The following is an 18001-nucleotide window of genomic DNA, read 5'->3' on the forward strand; positions in this document are numbered from 1 at the left end:
ACCTCCGGCACCATGCCCGCGCGCATCGCCGTCATCACCGACTCGAGCTCCTGCCTGCCCGACATCGTCGCTTCCCGCTGGGCCATCGGCGTCGTCCAGATCCAGCTGAACCTGGATGGTCAGTTCGACGACGAAAACCGCTTCGACCGCGGCGACGTCATCGACGCGATGAGAGCAGGCCGGACGATCACCACCGCGCCCCCGGATCCGGGGGCGTTCTTCTGGACCTACCAGGAGGCGGCGGCCTCCGGGGCGACCGCCATCGTCAGCATCCACATCTCCGGCCGCATGTCCGACACCGTCCGCGCCGCTCGCGAGGCCGCGCAGCAGGTCCGCATCCCGGTGCACGTCCTCGACAGCCGGACCACCGGCATGAGCCTCGGCTTCGCGGCGGTGGCCGCGGCCCGGACCGCCGCGGCGGGCGGCGACGCCGACCGTGTCATCGAAGCCGCCGAACGCCGCTGCGCGAGCAGCACCGAGTTCATCTACGTCGACACGCTGGAGTACCTGCGCCGCGGCGGCCGGATCGGCGCGGCGCAGGCCATGCTCGGCACCGCGTTCTCGATCAAGCCGCTGCTCACGGTGAAGAACGGCGAGGTCGCGCCGCTGGCCCGCGTCCCCGGCACGCGGCGCGCGCTGGCCAAGATGGTCGACCTCGCGGTGAAGAAGTCCGGCGGCTTCCGGGCCGACATCGCCGTGACCCGGTTCGGCGCCAGTGACCACGAGCTGGAGATCGGCAGGCAGATCGAACGGCGTGTGCCGGCGATGGCCGAGAGCCTGGTGGTCGAGGCGAGCACGGTCATCGGCGCGCACCTCGGCCCCGGCGCGCTCGGCATCACGGTGTCCCCGGTGGGTTGACCCGCCGGCCGGGGACGGCCAGCAGGACGAGCGGCACGACCACGCCGAGCCCGGTCGTCGCGACGATCAGCACCTGGTCGATCCGGGCGAAGTGCGCGACGTGCCCGAGGTGGTACCCGAAGTGCGGCAGGCCGAACAGCAGCGCCGAGACGGCCGCGAGCCGCGCCACACTTGTGGTGCCCATCACGGCGGCCCCGAGCAGCAGGGCCGCGAGCGCCAGGTTGAGGCCGCCGAAGTCGCGCAGGAGGTGCTCGTCGAAGGCGCCGTCCGGCCACCCATCCCGTGCGGAAGCCGGGAAAGTCCTGGTAGAAGCCGGTGGGCGAGACCAGTGGCCAAATTCCGACCACGGCCTCGACCAGGCCGGAGAACACGAGCAGAACGCGGGTGATGGTCCGTTGCATGACCACGGAACGAGACGGCCGGGCCCGGCGTGACACCCGCTAGGGTCGCGGAGGTGACCACCCCAGCCACCCGGGCCGAGGCGCTGCACCTGACCGGCGAACGAACCGTCCCCGGCATCCCCGAGGAGAACTACTGGTTCCGCCGTCACGAGGCCGCCTACCTCGCCCTGCTCCCCCACTGCGCGGACGCGACGGTGCTCGAAGCCGGCTGTGGCGAAGGCTACGGCGCGAGCCTCCTCGCGACGACGGCCCGCCGGGTGCTCGCGCTGGACTACGACGTGCCGACGACCGAGCACGTCGCCCGCCGCTACCCGGAAGTCGGCGTCGCGCGGGCGAACCTGGCGGCGCTGCCGGTGCGCGACGGTGTGGTCGACGTCGTGGCCAATTTCCAGGTCATCGAGCACCTGTGGGATCAGGCGGGGTTCCTCGCCGAGTGCCGGCGCGTGTTGCCGCGAAACGGCAAACTGCTGGTCACGACCCCGAACCGGCTGACTTTCACCCCGGACAGCGACACGCCGCTGAACCCGTTCCACACCCGCGAGCTGGCGCCGGACGAGCTGGCCGGGCTGCTCACCGACGCGGGGTTCGACATCGAGACGCTGCACGGCCTGCACCACGGCGAGGCCGTGCGCGCGCTCGACGAGCGGTACGGCGGTTCGATCATCGACGCCCAGCTCGACGTGGTCATGGGCTCGCTGCCCGGTCAGGCGGTCTGGCCGGAGGCGCTGCTCGCCGACGTCGCCGCGATCGAGGCCACGGGCTTCGCCATCCACGGCGACGACCTCGACGCCAGCCTCGACCTGGTCGCCGTGGCGGTGCGCCGATGAGCGAAGGCACGTTCTGCCTGGTCCTGCACAGTCATCTGCCGTGGCTGCCGCACCACGGGAGCTGGCCGGTCGGCGAGGAATGGCTGTACCAGGCGTGGGCGCATTCGTACCTGCCGATGGTCGAGCTGCTGGAGCGATTCGCCGCCGAAGGCCGCCGGGACGTGCTGACGCTGGGTGTCACGCCGGTGCTCGCCGCGCAGCTCGACGACCCGTACAGCATCCGCGCGTTCCACGACTGGCTCGGCCACTGGCAGCTGCGCGCGCAGCACGCGTCGACGCTGTGGCGCGGCGACCCGGTCCTGCGCGAGCTGGCGGCGGCCGAGCACCGGACCGCGGTCCGCGCGGCCGAGGAGCTGGGGACGCGCTGGCGCCACGGCTTCTCCCCGGTCCTTCGTTCGCTGGTCGACAATTCGACGATCGAGCTGCTCGGCGGCCCCCTGGCCCACCCGTTCCAGCCGCTGCTGGACCCGCGGGTGCGCGAGTTCGCGCTCAACGCCGGCCTGGCCGACACCGCGTTGCGCCTCGGGTCGCGGCCCGAGGGAATCTGGGCGCCGGAGTGCGGCTACGCGCCTGGTATGGAAAACGACTACGCGGCCGCCGGCGTGCGGCGGTTCATGGTCGACGGGCCGTCGTTGCGGGGCCGGACCTGGGCCGCGCGGCCGGTCGGCGACAGCGACGTGGTCGCGTTCGGGCGCGACCTCGAAGTGACCTACCGGGTCTGGTCGCCGAAGGCCGGCTACCCGGGCCACGCCGCCTACCGCGACTTCCACACCTGGGCGCACGAGGTCGGGCTCAAGGCGTCGCGAGTCACCGGCAAGACGGTCGAACCGCCGGACAAGGCGCCGTACGACCCGTCGCTGGCCGCGGACACCCTCGGACTGCACGTCAAGGACTTCGTGGACACCGTCGTGACGCGGCTGCGTTCGCTGAAGGCGCAACACGGCCGCGAAGCGCTCGTTGTCGCCGCGTACGACACAGAGCTCTTCGGGCACTGGTGGCACGAAGGGCCGGCGTGGCTGGAGGGCGTGTTGCGCGCTTTGCCTGAGGCCGGCGTCCGCGTGACGACGCTGAAGGGCGCCCTCGAAGCGGGGCACATCGGCGAGCCGATCGACCTGCCCGCGTCGTCGTGGGGGTCGGGCAAGGACTGGCGCGTGTGGGACGGCGAGCAGGTCAAGGACATGGTCGCCGCCAACGCGGCGCTGCAGGAACGGCTCCTCGACCTCGTTGCCGGTTTGGCGACCACGGCCCGCGACACCGTCGCCGACCAGGCCGTCGCGGAGGCGATGCTGGCGCTGGAGAGCGACTGGGCGTTCATGGTGACGAAGGATTCGGCCGCGGACTACGCGCGTCGTCGCGCGGCGGTCCACACCGAGCGCTTCGACGCTTTGGCCGATTTGCTACGCCGCGGCGACCGCGCCAGGGCCGAGGAGCTCGCCGCCGCCTACCGCGCCGACGACGGACCGTTCGGGCACCTCGACGCCCGGGCGCTGAAGCACGACTGAAAGGTTCTTCGGATGGGGATCCACGAAATTCCGGTCAAGACCCTCGACGGGCAGGACAGCTCGCTCGGCTCGCTGACCGGCAAGGCGTTGCTCGTGGTCAACGTGGCGTCGAAATGCGGCCTGACCCCGCAGTACTCGGGCCTGGAGCGGCTGCAGGAACGCTTCGGCGACCAGGGGTTTTCCGTCGTCGGGTTTCCGTGCAACCAGTTCGCCGGTCAGGAGCCGGGCAGCGCGGAGGAGATCCAGACGTTCTGCTCGACGACCTACGGCGTCACGTTCCCGCTGTTCGAGAAGATCGAGGTCAACGGCGAAGGCCGGCACCCGCTGTATGCGGAGCTGACCAAGACGGCCGACGCGGACGGCGAAGCAGGCGACGTCCAGTGGAACTTCGAGAAGTTCCTGATCAGCGCCGACGGCGAGGTCCTGGCGCGGTTCCGGCCGCGCACCGAGCCCGAGGACGAGAAGGTCGTCAAGGCGATCGAGGCCGCGCTTCCGGCGTGAGACGCTGGTGCCGCGCCGGATGAGCGTCCGGCGCGGCACGGACCTGGTGCTGTTGAGCGGTTCCGGCGGGGAGCCGGCCGGCGCTGATGGCCGAAATCCGGCGAACGGTCCACGCGGCGGCGCCGGGACCGGTCCGGGTGGAGGCGGCCGCGGTGACGGACTCGGCGGCCCTGCGCGGGGCGCTGTTGTCGGCCTTTGACCACGGACGCGACGGCCTCGTCAGAGGCCGTCGCCGAAAATCGACCACAGGGGCGACAGGCTGGCCGGAGCATCGGCCAAGACGACCACGGCTGGCGGCTGGGTAGTGGTCGGAAATCGGCGACAGCGGCTCAGGCGGAACCCGCGTCGATCACCGAGCGGGCGCACTTCGCCACCACCTCCGGATCGACCTTGACCACGCGGCGGTCATACGTCAGCAGCCCGTTGACCTCGTTTTCGACATCGGTCGTCTGCGTGTAGACCGCGCCCGACAGCCCCCGCTCGGTCACCACTCGCTCCAGAGCGGTGCTCACCTCCGCGTAGCGCTCGGTGAGCCGCTCGCGCGTCGGCGTCATTTCGTAGGCGTTCGGCGGCCCGGGCCAGCGGTGGTCGTCCAGGACCAGGCCGAGGCCGCCGTACTCGCCGTCGACGATCGCTCGGCCGTCCGAGATCACCGGTGTGCCCGGGCCGACGTACGTGTGGTCGTCGTAGACGTCGCCCGCGCCCGTGTCCGGGCGGGAGAAACAGCAGTTCACGCCGCTGTTCGCGATCATCAGCCGGGCCGGGTCGAGGGTTTTGACCAATTCCGCGACACGGGCCGTGTCGAACTCGCCCCAGCCCTCGTTGAACGGCACCCAGCCCACGATCGACGGGGCCGCTCGCAGCTGGTTGATCATTTTGATCAGTTCAGCTTCGAACCGCTCCTTCGCCCGCGGGACCGGGTCCGGGGCGATCCCGGGCGGCCCGTCGAACGACACGGTCAGCGACGGCATGTCCTGCCAGACGACCAAACCCAGCGTGTCGGCCCAGAAGTACCACCGAGCCGGCTCCACCTTGACGTGCTTGCGGACGAAGTTGAAGCCCAGCTCCTTTGTCTTCTCGAGGTCGAAGCGCAGGGCTTCGTCGGTGGGCGCGGTCGAGACGCCGTCGGGCCAGTAGCCCTGGTCGAGCGGACCGTGCAGGAAGGTGATCCGGCCGTTGAGCGCGATCCGCGGGCGGCCTTGACCGTCCGGGAGCAGGCCGATCGTCCGGAGACCGGTGTAGCTGCCGACCTCGTCCAGCACCGCGCCGTGCCCGTCGAGGAGCTGGACGCGCAGCGTGTAGAGATGCGGATCTTCTGGCGTCCAGAGGCGCGGTTCGGGAACGTCCACGCGCACCGCTGTCCCCGCCTTCCCCGAGCCGCGGGCGACTTCGCCGTCCGTGGTCGAAATGACGACAACGATCTCCGAACCGCCGGTGACCTGCGGGAACACCGTCACGCCGGTGAGGTCCGGGGTCAGGTCGAGCCGTTCGACGCGGACCTTGGGCACCGGCTCGAGCCACACCGTTTGCCAGATCCCGGACGACGCCGTGTAGCAGATCCCGCCGGGCGCGTTGCGCTGCTTGCCCACCGGGAACGTCTCGATGTCGGTGCGGTCCTCGGCCCGGACGGTCAGCTCCTGCGGCCCCGGCTGCCGCAGGACGTCGGAGATGTCCGCGCTGAACGCCGTGTAGCCGCCTTCGTGCGTCGCGACGAGCTGGTTGTTGACCCACACCTTCGCCGTCTGGTCGACCGCGCCGAAGTGCAGCAGGATCCGTGAGCCGCGCCAGTCGACGGGGACTTCGAACAGCCGCCGGTACCAGAGGACCTCGTCGCGTCGTCCGATTCCGGACAACGCCGACTCCGGCGGGAACGGCACCAAGATCCGCTCGGCGTAGCCGGACGGCCGTGGTTCGTCCGGCGACGACGGCCAGCCCGCGTACTCCCAGACGCCGTTGAGGTTCAGCCAGCGCGGCCGCGTCAGCTGGGGCCGCGGATACTCGGGTAGCGCGTTGCCGGGGCCGACGTCGCTGGTCCACGGCGTCGACAGCGGCGGGTCGAGCCGGCGCCAGCCGGTGTTCTCCGGAACAGTCATCCCCGCCGATGGTGGCAGAGATCGCCCCGGGCGCCAGTGATCCCGGCCACAGATCGGCCGGCGGCTGGCCGGTCGGCTGGCACGGGGGCCGCCGAACCCTTCCGACTCGCGAGTAACCTCTGCCCATGCGTGTGCTGATGCTGTCCTGGGAGTACCCGCCGGTGGCCATCGGTGGCCTGGCCCGGCACGTGCACGCGCTCGCCACCAACCTGGCCCGGCAGGGTCACGACGTCGTGGTCCTCTGCCGGCACGCGGCGGGCACCGACGCCGGGACGCACCCGCGCACCGACCGCGTCGTCGAGGGCGTGCGGATCATCCGGGTCGCCGAGGACCCGATGCACGTGACGTTCGAACGCGATCTCGTCGCCTGGACGCTGGCCATGGGGCACGCCATGGTCCGCGCCGCGAACGACCTGCTGCGCGGATGGCAGCCCGACGTCGTCCACGCTCATGACTGGCTCGTCGCGCATCCGGCCATCGCCATCGCCGAGGTCGCGCGGGTGCCGCTGGTCGGCACGATCCACGCGACCGAGGCCGGGCGGCACTCCGGCTGGCTGTCGCATCCGCTGAACCAGCAGGTTCACTCCGTCGAGTGGTGGCTCGCCAACCGCGCCGACGCGTTGATCACCTGCTCGCAGGCGATGCGCCGCGAGGTCGCGCACCTTTTCGAGGTCGAGGCCGACGACGTCACGGTCATCCACAACGGCATCGAGGAACGCGGCTGGCAGGTGCCGGCGGCCGAGATCGCCCGCGCGCGCGAGGTCTACAGCCCGGCCGGGGCGCCGCTGTTGCTCTATTTCGGACGGCTCGAGTGGGAGAAGGGCGTGCAGGACCTGCTCGCCGCGCTTCCCCGGATCCGGCGGCGTCATCCCGGCACGCGAGTGGTCGTTGCCGGAAAAGGACGACACTTCGACGAGCTGGTCGAGCAGGCGCGGAAGCTGCGGGTGCGGCGCGCGGTCGACTTCGTCGGGCACCTTTCCGACCGTGACTTGCGTGCCGCGCTCGCCGCGGCCGACGCCGTCGTGCTGCCCAGCCGGTACGAGCCCTTCGGGATCGTCGCGCTGGAGGCCGCGGCCGCGAACGCGCCGCTGGTGGCGTCGACCGCCGGTGGGCTCGGCGAGGTCGTCGTCCACGGCGAGACCGGGCTGGCCTTCAGCCCGGGCGATGTCGCGGAATTGGCCAACGCGGTGACGGCCGTGCTCAGCGACGCGGACGCCGCGGCGAAGCGTGCGAAGGCGGCGAAGTCGCGGTTGGCCGCCGACTTCGACTGGGGACGGATCGCCGAGGCGACCGTCGCCGTCTACAAGCGGGCCAAGCCGGGTGAGCCGGTCGAACTGCCGCGGCCGAAGATCGCCACCGGCAACGCGTTCGAGCCAGTCGCGGCCGGGGTGCCGGAACTGTAGGTAGCGGCCCGCTCAGAAGTGGCAGGGCCGGACGCAGTCCGGCTGCGCCGCGGTGGGCGCGGCCGTGGTCACGACGGCGCCGAACGAAAACGACAACACGACGAAGGCAGCGGCGACGGCAGCTCTCAACCTGCTGGTCATGGGGACTCCTCGGGAAGATCGGCGCGAAGGGCGCCTCGGTGCGAGCATCCGCGCCGCGTCCCGGCGAAACAATCAGGAAAACAGTACGGACCAGTACGTATTCGCCTTCCGTGACCGGTTCGGCTGAATCAGCGGGTTCCGGTCAGGACACGCACCCGGACCTGCTCGCGCAGCGGTCCGTGCGGGGCAACGGCGGCCCGGACGCGCTCGGTGAACGCCGGCCGGTCCGCGGCCGCCGGGAGCTGCTCCGGGTTCATCGCCGAAAAAACGCCACCGACGATTTCCTCGGCGCTCAGCGGCGCGACATACGAGATGACCTGCGAGTCGACCGCGTACCCGGCGGCCGACAGCGCGTCCGCGTAGCGGGCCTGGCTCGCCGCGTCGGTGCCGCACGTCCGGTGCACGGGTGTCCCCAAATACGACGACACCACCTCGCGCACGGCGGCCGACCACGCCGTGTCCTGCAGCCAGAGGGGTTCGCCGTTGGTCACGACCGCGATGCCGCCGCCCGGGCGCAGCAACGGCCGTGCCGCCGCGAACAACCGCTCGTGATCCATCCAGTGCAACGCCTGGGCCACCGTCACCGCGGCCAGCCGGCCCGCACCGACGACCGGTGCCAGCGCGCCGATGTCCGAGTCCGCACCCAGCAGCCAGGTCACGTTCGGCGCCGGCGTCGCGCGGCGGCCCTGGTCGAGCATCGCCGGTTCCGGGTCCATGCCGAGCACCGCGCCCACCCGGGGCGCCAGGCCCCGGGTGAGCTGGCCGGTGCCGCAGCCGAGGTCGAGCACGACGTCGTCGCGCGTCAACGCGAACGCCGTGACCAGCGCGTCCGCCACCGCCGGGGCGTAGCCGCGGCGGAACCGCTGGTAGTACTCGCTCACTTCGCCGCCGAACCCGGGTGCCGTCATGGCCCGAGAATGCCCACGGCCGGACTCCGCCGGGGACGGTTCCGCTCGAAGCGGACTCAGAAGATCGGCAGCAGGACGCCGTGCTCGGACTCCGGACGCGGGCCGAAGATCCGCCGGTCCGCCTCCGCGATCGGGACGTCGTTGATGCTGGCCTCGCGGCGGCGCATCAGACCTTCGTCGCTGAACTCCCACAGCTCGTTGCCGTAGCTGCGGAACCACTGCCCCTCGGCGTTGCGGGATTCGTACTGGAAGCGGACGCCGATGCGGTTGCCGCGGAAGCCCCACAGCTCCTTGCGCAACGCGTAGTCCAGCTCCCGCTCCCACTTCGCCGTCAGGAACCTCACGATGGCCGCGCGGCCGACGACGTGCTCGTCGCGGTTCCGCCACACCGAGTCCTCGGTGTACGCGAGCGAGACGCGTTCCGGGTCGCGCGTGTTCCACGCGTCCTCGGCGGCCTGGACCTTCTGGCGGGCGGTGTCCTCGTCGAACGGCGGGAACGGCGGACGCGGGGTCATGACGGCTCCTTCCACAAGCGGAGAACGTGCGTTCTCCACACCTGCCGCTAGACTAGAGAACGCTCATTCTCCCCACCAGAGGCAGGTGACATGACTCCCACGGAGGCGACCGGCCGGCTCCTGGAAGCCGCCGAGGAACTCTTCTACGCCCACGGAGTCCAGGCGGTCGGAATGGACGCCGTCCGCGCGCGCTCCGGCGTCTCGCTCAAGCGGCTCTACCAGACGTTCCCGGCGAAGAACGACCTGGTCGAGGCCTACCTCCGGCGCCGCGACGAGCGGTGGCGGGCGTCGCTGCGCGATTACGTCCACGCCCGCGGCGACGATCCCCTGGCGGTGTTCGACTGGCTGCGGAACTGGTTCGCCGAGCCGGGCTTCCGCGGCTGCGCGTTCATCAACTCCTTCGGCGAGTTCGGCGAACCCGCCCCCGGCGTCGCGGCCGCGATCCGCGAGCACAAGGAGCACGTCCGGGCCTACCTGCGCGGCCTCGTTCGCGACCACGCCACCGCTGACCAGCTGTTTTCGCTGGTCGAAGGCGCGACCGTGCTCGCCGCGATCACCGGCAACCCACGCGAAGCGAACACGGCCCGCGAAGCCGCGAAGGCCATACTGACCGCTCAGGGGTAAAGCGTCAGCGCGGGATCGAGCGCGACCTCGGTCAGCTGGGCCAGGCTCAGCGGGGGCGACGGCATGTCCGGCGGGATCCGCTTCTTCGCGCTGTCGGCGACGTTCTCCGCCTCGACGATCACGCCCGTCCCGTCGGGCTTGGCGACGTCGACCTGGTTGACCGTCGCCTCTCCGGGCGACGTGAACGTCTGCGCGACGATCGTCTCCCCGTGCGGCCCGCTCGTCCGGTCACACGATCCCTGCGCGCCTTCGGGCGGCGGGCCGCATTCGGTGGCGGGCGTCGCGTTCCCGCCGAGGCGTGTGACGATCGCCCAGACGTTGCCCTTGCGCGGCCCGTCGGCCGTCGTCGCCGCGGCCATGAAGTAGTCCTCGCCCCCGCTGCACGTGCGCTCGTGCCGGACCCGCGCGGAAAACACGTGGTAGAAGGTCAGCGGCCCGTGCTGCTCGCCCTTCGGGTACTCGCCCTGGGCGTGCGGCTGCAGCCGCGTGCCGGGCGTGACGCGCTGCTGGACGGCGGCGGTCAGCACGCCGGTCAGCCGGTGCGCGGCGACGTCCGGGCGCTCGGGGATCGGCGCTCCGGTCTGCGGCGGGAAGGGGTTGACGGCGCACGGATCGGCCGAGGGCGACGGCGGCGCGCTGCCCGGCATCACCGCCCGGCCCGGATCGGCGGGCGCGAACACCAGCGCCGCGCCGACGACCACCGCCGCCACGCCCGCGCCCGCGGCGGTCCACGGGTTCACCACCCGGCGCACCCGCGCGCGGCGGCGTTCCCGGTCCACCACCGCATCGACGTCCACTGTGGACGGTGGCACGGCGCCCATCACCGCGTCGAACTGTTCCTTGCTCACGGTCCCTCCTTCAGCTCTGGCTCGCGGCGACGAGCGCGCGCAGCGAGTCGAGCCCGCGCGCGGTCTGGCTCTTCACGGTTCCCGGCGAACACTCGAGGATCTCGGCGGTCTCCTCGACGGAAAGGTCGCAGTAGTAGCGCAGCACCACCGCGGCCCGGCGCCGCGGTGGCAGCGCGTCGAGCAGTTCGAGCAGGCCGATCCGCTCGACGACGTCGTCACCCGGAAGCACCGCCGGCTCCGGCAGCGTCTCGGCCGGCTCCTCCCGCCGCCAGGCTCGGCCCTTCTCGTCCAGCCACGTCCGGACGAGGATCCGGCGCACGTAGGCGTCGAGGTGCGCCATCCGCCGGGCCCGCGGCCAGTGCCGGTACAGCTTGCCGATGGTGATCGACACGAGGTCGTCGGCGAGGTGCCAGTCCCGGCACAGCAGGAAGGCCGTGCGGCGCATGACGTCCATGCGGGCCATGACGTAGTCGCGGTACCCCGCCTCTTCCGGCCGTTTCACGTAGTCCTCCTCGTCGCCCCCACACCGTGTTGAACGGGGTGCGCGGCCGCCGAGGTTGCTCGTAGCTCGAAAACCGGGCAACCCGCGGGCGCGCGGAGTCCGTTTCACGGGCCGAGGGATCCCGACAGTGAGGAAACATCCCATGAAACGACCGATCGCCGCGATCATCGCGGCGGCACTGGCCGCGGGTGTGCTCGGCGCCCCCGAGGCCGCGGCGGCCGAATCGCCCGTCGCCGCGCCGGACCGCATCACGCTGATCACCGGCGATCAGGTGCTGGTCAGCGGCCGGGACGTCCGCGTGCTGCCCGCGCGCCGGGACCGCCCGGTGCCGTTCCAGCAGTACACGCGGCGTGGCGACGAGTACGTCGTGCCCGGCGACGCCGCCATGCTGGTGAAGGCCGGGCGGCTCGACGAGCAGCTGTTCAACGTCACCGGCCTGCTGCGCCAGGGCTACGACGACGCCCGCACGCCGCACGTGCCGCTGCTGGTCCGCCAGGCGGGGCCGGCGGTCGCCGCGCGGACCGGCGTGGCAGCCCGGCCGTCCGGGCTCGGCTACACCGCGCTCGACGAGCCGAAGCCCGGCGCCGCCGCCTTCTGGAACCGGCTCACCACCGCACCGGCGACGCTCGCGCAGGACAACTCGAAAGTGTGGTTGAACGCGAAGGTGCACGCCAGCCTCGACCAGAGCGTGCCCCAGATCGGGGCGCCCGCGGCGTGGCAGGCGGGTCTCACCGGCCGCGGGATCCAGGTCGCGGTGCTCGACAGCGGCGTCGCGACCGGGCACCCCGACCTGGCCGGGCGCGTGACGCTGAGCAAGGACTTCACCGGCAAGGGCAGCGTCGAGGACGGCGCCGGCCACGGCACGCACGTCGCCTCGACGATCGCCGGCTCCGGCGCGGCCTCCGGCGGCAAGTACAAGGGCGTGGCGCCCGACGCGACGCTGGCCGTCGGCAAGGTCCTCAACGACTCCGGCGACGGCACGTTCGACGAGGTCCTGGCCGGCATGCAGTGGGCGGTGACCGAAGCGCACGCCCGCGTCGTGAACATGAGCCTCGGCGGCGGGCCGTCCGACGGGACCGATCCCGTGTCGGAAGCCGTGAACACCCTCACCCGCCAGTACGGCACGCTCTTCGTCATCGCCGCGGGCAACCTCGGCCAGGACGAATCCGTCGCGACCCCGGCGGCGGCCGACGCGGCGCTCGCCGTGGCCAGTGTGTCCAAAAAGGACGTCCTGAGCGGGTTCTCCAGTCGCGGGCCCCGCCTCGGCGACGGCGCGGCCAAGCCGGACGTCGCCGCGCCCGGCGAGTCCATCACCGCGGCGCGGCCCGCCGGTGTCCCGCCCGCGGGTGACCCCGTCGGCGACGGCTACCAGACGCTGAGCGGCACGTCGATGGCGACACCGCACGTCGCGGGGTCGGCGGCGATCCTCGCCCAGCAGCACCCCGGCTGGACCGCCGACCGGCTCAAGGCGGCCCTGACCAGCACCGCCGTTCCCGTCGACGCCGGCCCGGCGGCGGTCGGCACCGGCCGCGTCGACGTCGCCCGCGCGACGACCACGACGGTCACCGCGACCGGCAGCGCGTCGGCGTACCTGCCGTGGCCGAACCGCGGAACGGCCAAGAAGGCCACCGTCACCTGGTACAACTCCGGCGCCACACCGGTCACGCTGACGCTCGCGTCTTCCCTCGAAAGTGTCGCGTTTCCGCCGGCCGTGACCGTGCCGGCGGGCGGCAGCACCCCGGTCGAGCTGACCTTCACCGCGCGCGACGGCCACCCGGGCACCTTCACCGGTGTCCTCACCGCCCGCGGCGACGGCGTCAGCACCCGCACGGCGCTGTCGATGCGGCAGGAAGGCGAGATGTACGACCTGACCATCGGCCTGGTGAACCGCGAGGGCAAGCCGTGGACGACGACCGGCTACCCACCGGTGACGATCTTCGACCTCGACACCGGCGCGGTCACCAACGGCGAGCCGGGTACCTACCGGCTGCCGCGCGGCCGGTACGTCGTGAACAGCGTCATCGAGACGCCGCGGCCGGGTCAGGAACCGTCGTACAGCTTCATCACCCACCCGGAGCTGGTCCTCGACCACGCCGTGACGCAGACCCTGGATGCGCGCGACGGCCACCCGGTGTCGCTCGAGCCGGACAACCCGGCCGCGCGCGGCGGCCCGCACACGGTCGAGCGGCTCAGCCGGGTCGCGGCGTGCGCGTGCGTCTTCGCCGCCCGGATGGATCTCGATCCGCGGTTCCAGCCGGCGTTCGCCGCGACGGTGCCGGGGACGGCGTCGCCGACCTTCGCGTTCAGCCAGGAACGCCGCGCCACCGAGCCCGACCTGGAACTCACCGCCGACGACGGGACACCGTTCGCCGTCCGCGGGAGCTGGCTCGGAGCGGCCGCGCCGGCCGGAAAGACCACACTTCCGGTGGTTTTCGGCGGCACCGGCACCCCCGAAGACCTGGCGAAGATCGACGCGCACGGCAAGCTCGTGGTCGTCGAGCTGCCGCTGGGCACATCGGTGGGCGAGGCGTACCAACGGCTTTCCAACGTCCAGCGGGCCGGGGCGAAACTCGGCCTGGTCGGCCTGTCCGGCGGTACGGCCGGTCCCACGGTCCTCGGCGGCGGCCCGGACCTGACCCTGCCGGCGATCTGGAGCGGGCAGAGCGTGACCGCGCAGCGGTTCACCGAGCTGGCGAAGACCGGGCACGCCTCGGCGACGGTCGTCAGCCGTCCGTCGCCGGACTTCCGCTACGAGCTGGCGGACGGCGCCCAGCAGCGGGTGACGGCGCCCCGGGAGCAGCGGCCCAAGACCCGCGACCTCGCCGAAGTGCGCACGGCGTACCACGACAACGCCCCGGGCGAGGTCCGGTACGTCGCCGCGCACGAGTTCTTCGGCCGGATGGTCGGCTACGGCTACACCGAACCCGTCGCGGCGCAGCAGGAACGCGTCGAGTACTTCTCCCCCGGCAAGTGGGAGACGGTGTGGACGGCCGGTTTCCGCGGCGAGCTGACCGAACACCTCGACGTGACCGCCGGCCGGAAGTACCGGCTCGCGTGGAACAAGGCCGTCGCGGGACCGTCGCTGCGCGGGCTGATCGTGACGTACTCCGGGGAGCCGCCGCGGCCGTGGGCGTGGCGCAAGAACGGCGTCTTCGACCTGTGGCTGCCGATGTTCGGCGACGCCGCGGGCCGGCCGCGCAAGCCGGACTCGGCCGCCGGCGACACGGGCTCGGTGAGCCTGGCCCGGGACGGCGTCGCGATCCCGGTCGAGCCGACCGGCGAACCGACGCTGGCCACTATCCCCGTGCCGGACGCCGACGGCGCGTACCGGCTCACCGCCGAGGTCCACCGGCACACCGCCTGGTGGCCACTGTGGACGGACGTCTCGGCGGAGTGGGCGTTCCGCTCGTCGGCCGCCGCGGAGGGCAAGGCGTTGCCGCTGCTGACGGCCCGCTTCGATCCCGCCACCGACCTGCGGAACACCGCGCCGGCCGGGCGGGTCGTCACGTTCCCGGCGTACGTGGAGCGGCAAGGCGGCGGAGCGGGAAGCTCCTTGGCCGTCGAAACGTCCACGGACGACGGACGGACCTGGCAGCCCGCGCCGGTCATCCGCCTCGGTGACCACTGGACGGTCGTGGTGCGGAACCCGGCCAGTGGCTACGTCTCGCTGCGGGCGAGCGCCGCGGACGAGAGCGGGAACACCGTGCGGCAGACCGTGATCCGGGCCTACGGGGTCGGCTGAACGGAAATGAACCGGTCCGGTGACGGGGAGCCGCCGTCACCGGACCGGTCCGGACCCACACCATCCCAACAGTGTGGAATCCGGCCTCCCCTCGTCAGGTAGGGGAGGCCGGGGCCCCTGCTACCGGGCGTCCGTGAGGTACCGCGCGTAGGCACCCGTGGTGAGGAAGCTCGGCAGCTTCTCGCCCAGCGCGGTTTCGGTGAAGATCTCGCGGGCGTCGTCGAGGCGGTTGGCCTCGCCGAGGTCAGCGCGGACCTTGGCCAGCTCCTCCTGGAGGAACTCGACCGCCAGCTCGCGGGTCAGCGCGGTGCCGTCCTCGAGCTTCGTGCCGTTGCGGATCCACTGCCACACCTGGCAACGCGCGATCTCCGCGGTCGCCACGTCCTCCATCAGGTTGTGGATCGCCGCGGCGCCGGTGCCGCGCAGCCACGCGTCGACGTAGCGCAGCGCGACGTTGATGTTCGCGCGCACGCCCGCTTCGGTGACCTCGCCGCCGGCGCTCGCCACGTCCAGGAGGTCCTCCGCGGTGACGTGGACGTCTTCGCGGAGCTTGCCGAGCTGGTTCGGCCAGCCGCCGAGCACGCGGTCGAACACCTCGCGGCAGACCGGGACCAGGCCGGGGTGCGCGACCCAGGAACCGTCGAAGCCGTCGCCGGCCTCGCGTTCCTTGTCGGCACGGACCTTCTCGATCGCGGTCGCGTTGACCTCGGGGTCCTTGCTCGGGATGAACGCGGCCATGCCGCCGATGGCGTGCGCGCCGCGCTTGTGGCAGGTGCGCACGAGCAGCTCGGTGTAGGCGCGCATGAACGGCACGGTCATGGTGACCTGCGCGCGGTCCGGCAGCACGAAGTCGGCGCCGTGCGCGGCGAAGTTCTTGATCAGGCTGAAGATGTAGTCCCAGCGGCCGGCGTTCAACCCCGCGGCGTGCTCGCGCAGCTCGTAGAGGATCTCGTCCATCTCGAACGCCGCGGTGATCGTCTCGATCAGCACGGTGGCGCGGATCGTGCCGCGCGGGATGCCCAGCTCGCGCTGCGCCATCAGGAAGACGTCGTTCCACAGCCGCGCTTCGAGGTGGTTCTCCAGCTTCGGCAGGTAGAAGTACGGGCCGGCGCCGCGGGCGATCAGCTGGCGCGCGTTGTGGAAGAAGTACAGGCCGAAGTCGACCAGGCTCGCCGACACCGGACGGCCGTCGATGCGGATGTGCTTCTCCACCAGGTGCCAGCCGCGCGGGCGCGCGACGATCGTCGCGGGGTCGTCGCCGATCGTGTAGCGCTTGCCGGCCTCGGTGGTGAAGTCGATGTTGCGGCGGATCGCGTCGTAGAGGTTGATCTGGCCGTCGATGACGTTGTGCCAGGTCGGCGACGTCGCGTCCTCGAAGTCCGCCAGCCACACCTTGGCGCCGGAGTTCAGGGCGTTGACCGTCATCTTCCGGTCGGTCGGGCCGGTGATCTCGACGCGGCGGTCCTCCAGGCCCGGCGCGGCCGGGGCGACGTGCCACGACTCGTCTTCGCGGATCCGGCGGGTCTCCGGCAGGAAGCCGAGCGGCTTCTCACCGGACTGCAGGTCCTCGCGCCGCACGCGGCGGGCGTCGAGCAGCTCGCGCCGGCGTCCGGCGAACGTGTTGTCCAGCTTGGCCAGGAAGTCGAGCGCCGCCGGGGTGAGGATCTCGGCGAACCGGCCCTCGACTCCTCCGGTGACCTCGATGCGGTAGTTCAGCCGATCAACCATGGGATGCCTCCGCGAGCTGTGGGCAGGGGAAGGAAAAGGAGGGACGCGGCCCGGCGGCTGAGGGGGTGTCGCCGCCGGGCCGCGGCCGGGATCAGTGGAACTGGGCTTCCTCGGTGGAGCCCTTGAGCGCGGTGGTCGAGCTCTCCGGGTTCAGCGCCGTCGACACGAGGTCGAAGAAGCCGGTGCCGACCTCGCGCTGGTGCTTGGTCGCGGTGTAGCCGCGCTCCTCCGAAGCGAACTCGCGCTCCTGCAGGTCGACGTAGGCGGTCATGCCCTCGCGGGCGTAGCCGTGCGCCAGGTCGAACATCGAGTAGTTCAGGGCGTGGAAGCCGGCCAGCGTGATGAACTGGAACTTGTAGCCCATCGCGCCCAGCTCGCGCTGGAACCGCGCGATCGTGTCGTCGTCCAGGTGCTTCTTCCAGTTGAACGACGGCGAGCAGTTGTAGGCCAGCATCTGGTCCGGGTACTCGGCCTTGATCGCCTCGGCGTACTTGCGCGCGATCTCCAGGTCCGGCGTGGAGGTCTCCATCCACAGCAGGTCGGCGTACTTCGCGTAGGCCAGGCCGCGGTCGATGCACGGCTCGATGCCGTTGCTGACCTCGTAGAAGCCCTCGGCGGTGCGGCCGCCGGTCAGGTACTTGCGGTCACGCTCGTCGACGTCGCTGGTCAGCAGCGTCGCGGCCTGCGCGTCGGTGCGGGCGACGACCAGCGTCGGCACGTTCAGCACGTCCGCGGCGAGGCGGGCGGCGTTGAGCGTGCGCTCGTGCTGCTTGGTCGGGATGAGGACCTTGCCGCCGAGGTGGCCGCACTTCTTCTCCGACGCGAGCTGGTCCTCCCAGTGCACACCCGCGGCACCGGCGGCGATCATGCCCTTCATCAGCTCGAACGCGTTGAGCGGGCCACCGAAGCCCGCCTCGGCGTCGGCGACGATCGGGGCGTACCAGTCGATGTCGGTGTTGCCCTCGGCCCAGTTGATCTGGTCGGCGCGGCCCAGCGCGTTGTTAATGCGGCGGACGACGGCCGGGACCGAGTTGGCCGGGTAGAGGCTCTGGTCCGGGTAGGTCTGGCCGGCCAGGTTGGCGTCGGCCGCGACCTGCCAGCCGGACAGGTAGATCGCCTTGAGGCCGGCCCGCACCTGCTGGACGGCCTGGTTACCGGTCAGCGCGCCCAGCGCGTGCACGTAGTCCTCGGTGTGCAGCAGGTCCCAAAGCTTCTCCGCGCCGCGGCGGGCCAGGGTGTGCTCCTCGACGACGCTGCCGCGCAGCTTGATCACGTCTTCGGCCGAGTAGGAGCGCTGCACGCCCGCCCAGCGGGGGTCGTTCGCCCACTGCGCTTCCAGCTCCGCGGCCGCCTGCTTGGCCTGTTCCGTCATCGGATCTCCCGGTGTTGCGAAGTTTGCGATTGCTCG

The 18001-nt window shown here is 71.8% G+C and carries 15 protein-coding genes and 1 pseudogene; 7 read left to right on the forward strand and 9 right to left on the reverse strand.

Annotation, left to right across the window (positions count from 1 at the left end; translation table 11 throughout):
- The first annotated feature begins 12 nt into the window (after window positions 1–12).
- Window positions 13–858 (forward strand): DegV family protein, encoded by an 846-nt coding sequence (locus BT341_RS40285; RefSeq protein ID WP_072481217.1) that lies wholly within the window; start codon window positions 13–15, stop codon window positions 856–858.
- Here the strand turns inward: BT341_RS40285 and BT341_RS40290 are convergent.
- A pseudogene (locus tag BT341_RS40290) lies at window positions 836–1259 on the reverse strand (hypothetical protein). The gene BT341_RS40285 and the pseudogene BT341_RS40290 overlap by 23 nt on opposite strands.
- 53 nt (window positions 1260–1312) lie before the next feature.
- On the opposite strand from BT341_RS40290, the gene BT341_RS40295 reads away from it, so the two are divergent.
- From BT341_RS40295 to BT341_RS40305, 3 genes are read left to right on the forward strand one after another with little or no spacing between them, the layout of a single operon-like run.
- Window positions 1313–2086 (forward strand): class I SAM-dependent methyltransferase, encoded by a 774-nt coding sequence (locus BT341_RS40295; protein ID WP_072481218.1) that lies wholly within the window; start codon window positions 1313–1315, stop codon window positions 2084–2086.
- Window positions 2083–3588: a 1,4-alpha-glucan branching protein domain-containing protein gene (locus BT341_RS40300; protein WP_072481219.1), complete on the forward strand. Its 1506-nt coding sequence runs from the start codon at window positions 2083–2085 to the stop codon at window positions 3586–3588. Before BT341_RS40295 ends, BT341_RS40300 begins: the two co-directional genes overlap by 4 nt.
- A gap of 12 nt (window positions 3589–3600) precedes the next feature.
- Entirely contained in the window at window positions 3601–4089 is a 489-nt protein-coding gene (locus BT341_RS40305; protein WP_072481220.1) for a glutathione peroxidase, read from the forward strand.
- A gap of 329 nt (window positions 4090–4418) precedes the next feature.
- On the opposite strand, the gene BT341_RS40315 is transcribed toward BT341_RS40305, so the two are convergent.
- Window positions 4419–6182 (reverse strand): glycoside hydrolase family 2 protein, encoded by a 1764-nt coding sequence (locus tag BT341_RS40315; RefSeq protein WP_072481222.1) that lies wholly within the window; start codon window positions 6180–6182, stop codon window positions 4419–4421.
- Window positions 6183–6307: 125 nt separating this feature from the next.
- Here BT341_RS40315 and BT341_RS40320 point away from each other — a divergent pair, with 125 nt between their 5' ends.
- On the forward strand, window positions 6308–7585 hold the full coding sequence (locus BT341_RS40320) for a glycosyltransferase family 4 protein (RefSeq protein ID WP_072481223.1): 1278 nt from the start codon (window positions 6308–6310) through the stop codon (window positions 7583–7585).
- 12 nt (window positions 7586–7597) lie between these two features.
- Here the strand turns inward: BT341_RS40320 and BT341_RS47545 are convergent, their stop codons facing one another.
- From BT341_RS47545 to BT341_RS40330, 3 genes are all read right to left on the reverse strand, one after another.
- A complete protein-coding gene (locus tag BT341_RS47545; RefSeq protein ID WP_281256029.1) occupies window positions 7598–7726 on the reverse strand; it encodes a hypothetical protein in 129 nt (42 codons plus the stop codon).
- Between the two features lie 128 nt (window positions 7727–7854).
- Window positions 7855–8634 carry a class I SAM-dependent methyltransferase gene (locus BT341_RS40325; protein ID WP_072481224.1) on the reverse strand — a complete coding sequence of 260 codons (780 nt, stop codon included), beginning with the start codon at window positions 8632–8634 and terminating at the stop codon, window positions 7855–7857.
- Window positions 8635–8690: 56 nt separating this feature from the next.
- A complete protein-coding gene (locus tag BT341_RS40330; RefSeq protein ID WP_072481225.1) occupies window positions 8691–9149 on the reverse strand; it encodes a nuclear transport factor 2 family protein in 459 nt (152 codons plus the stop codon).
- Window positions 9150–9239: 90 nt separating this feature from the next.
- On the opposite strand from BT341_RS40330, the gene BT341_RS40335 reads away from it, so the two are divergent.
- Window positions 9240–9773 carry a TetR/AcrR family transcriptional regulator gene (locus BT341_RS40335; protein ID WP_072481226.1) on the forward strand — a complete coding sequence of 178 codons (534 nt, stop codon included), beginning with the start codon at window positions 9240–9242 and terminating at the stop codon, window positions 9771–9773.
- Here BT341_RS40335 and BT341_RS40340 read toward each other — a convergent pair.
- Window positions 9764–10621, reverse strand: coding sequence for a hypothetical protein (locus BT341_RS40340; RefSeq protein ID WP_072481227.1), 858 nt, complete (start codon window positions 10619–10621; stop codon window positions 9764–9766). The genes BT341_RS40335 and BT341_RS40340 overlap by 10 nt on opposite strands.
- Before the next feature lie 10 nt (window positions 10622–10631).
- On the reverse strand, window positions 10632–11123 hold the full coding sequence (locus BT341_RS40345) for a SigE family RNA polymerase sigma factor (RefSeq protein ID WP_072481228.1): 492 nt from the start codon (window positions 11121–11123) through the stop codon (window positions 10632–10634).
- Window positions 11124–11265: 142 nt separating this feature from the next.
- On the opposite strand from BT341_RS40345, the gene BT341_RS45780 reads away from it, so the two are divergent.
- A complete protein-coding gene (locus BT341_RS45780; protein ID WP_084743146.1) occupies window positions 11266–14865 on the forward strand; it encodes a S8 family serine peptidase in 3600 nt (1199 codons plus the stop codon).
- Window positions 14866–14985: 120 nt separating this feature from the next.
- On the opposite strand, the gene aceB is transcribed toward BT341_RS45780, so the two are convergent.
- Together aceB and aceA are read right to left on the reverse strand one after the other, a co-directional pair.
- Window positions 14986–16593 (reverse strand): malate synthase A, encoded by a 1608-nt coding sequence (gene aceB / locus BT341_RS40360; RefSeq protein ID WP_072481229.1) that lies wholly within the window; start codon window positions 16591–16593, stop codon window positions 14986–14988.
- Window positions 16594–16684: 91 nt separating this feature from the next.
- Complete coding sequence (gene aceA / locus BT341_RS40365; RefSeq protein WP_072481230.1) at window positions 16685–17965, reverse strand: isocitrate lyase; 1281 nt, start codon at window positions 17963–17965, stop codon at window positions 16685–16687.
- Window positions 17966–18001 lie beyond the last annotated feature (36 nt).

The sequence above is a fragment of the Amycolatopsis australiensis genome, assembly GCF_900119165.1.
Taxonomy (GTDB): Bacteria; Actinomycetota; Actinomycetes; order Mycobacteriales; family Pseudonocardiaceae; genus Amycolatopsis; species Amycolatopsis australiensis.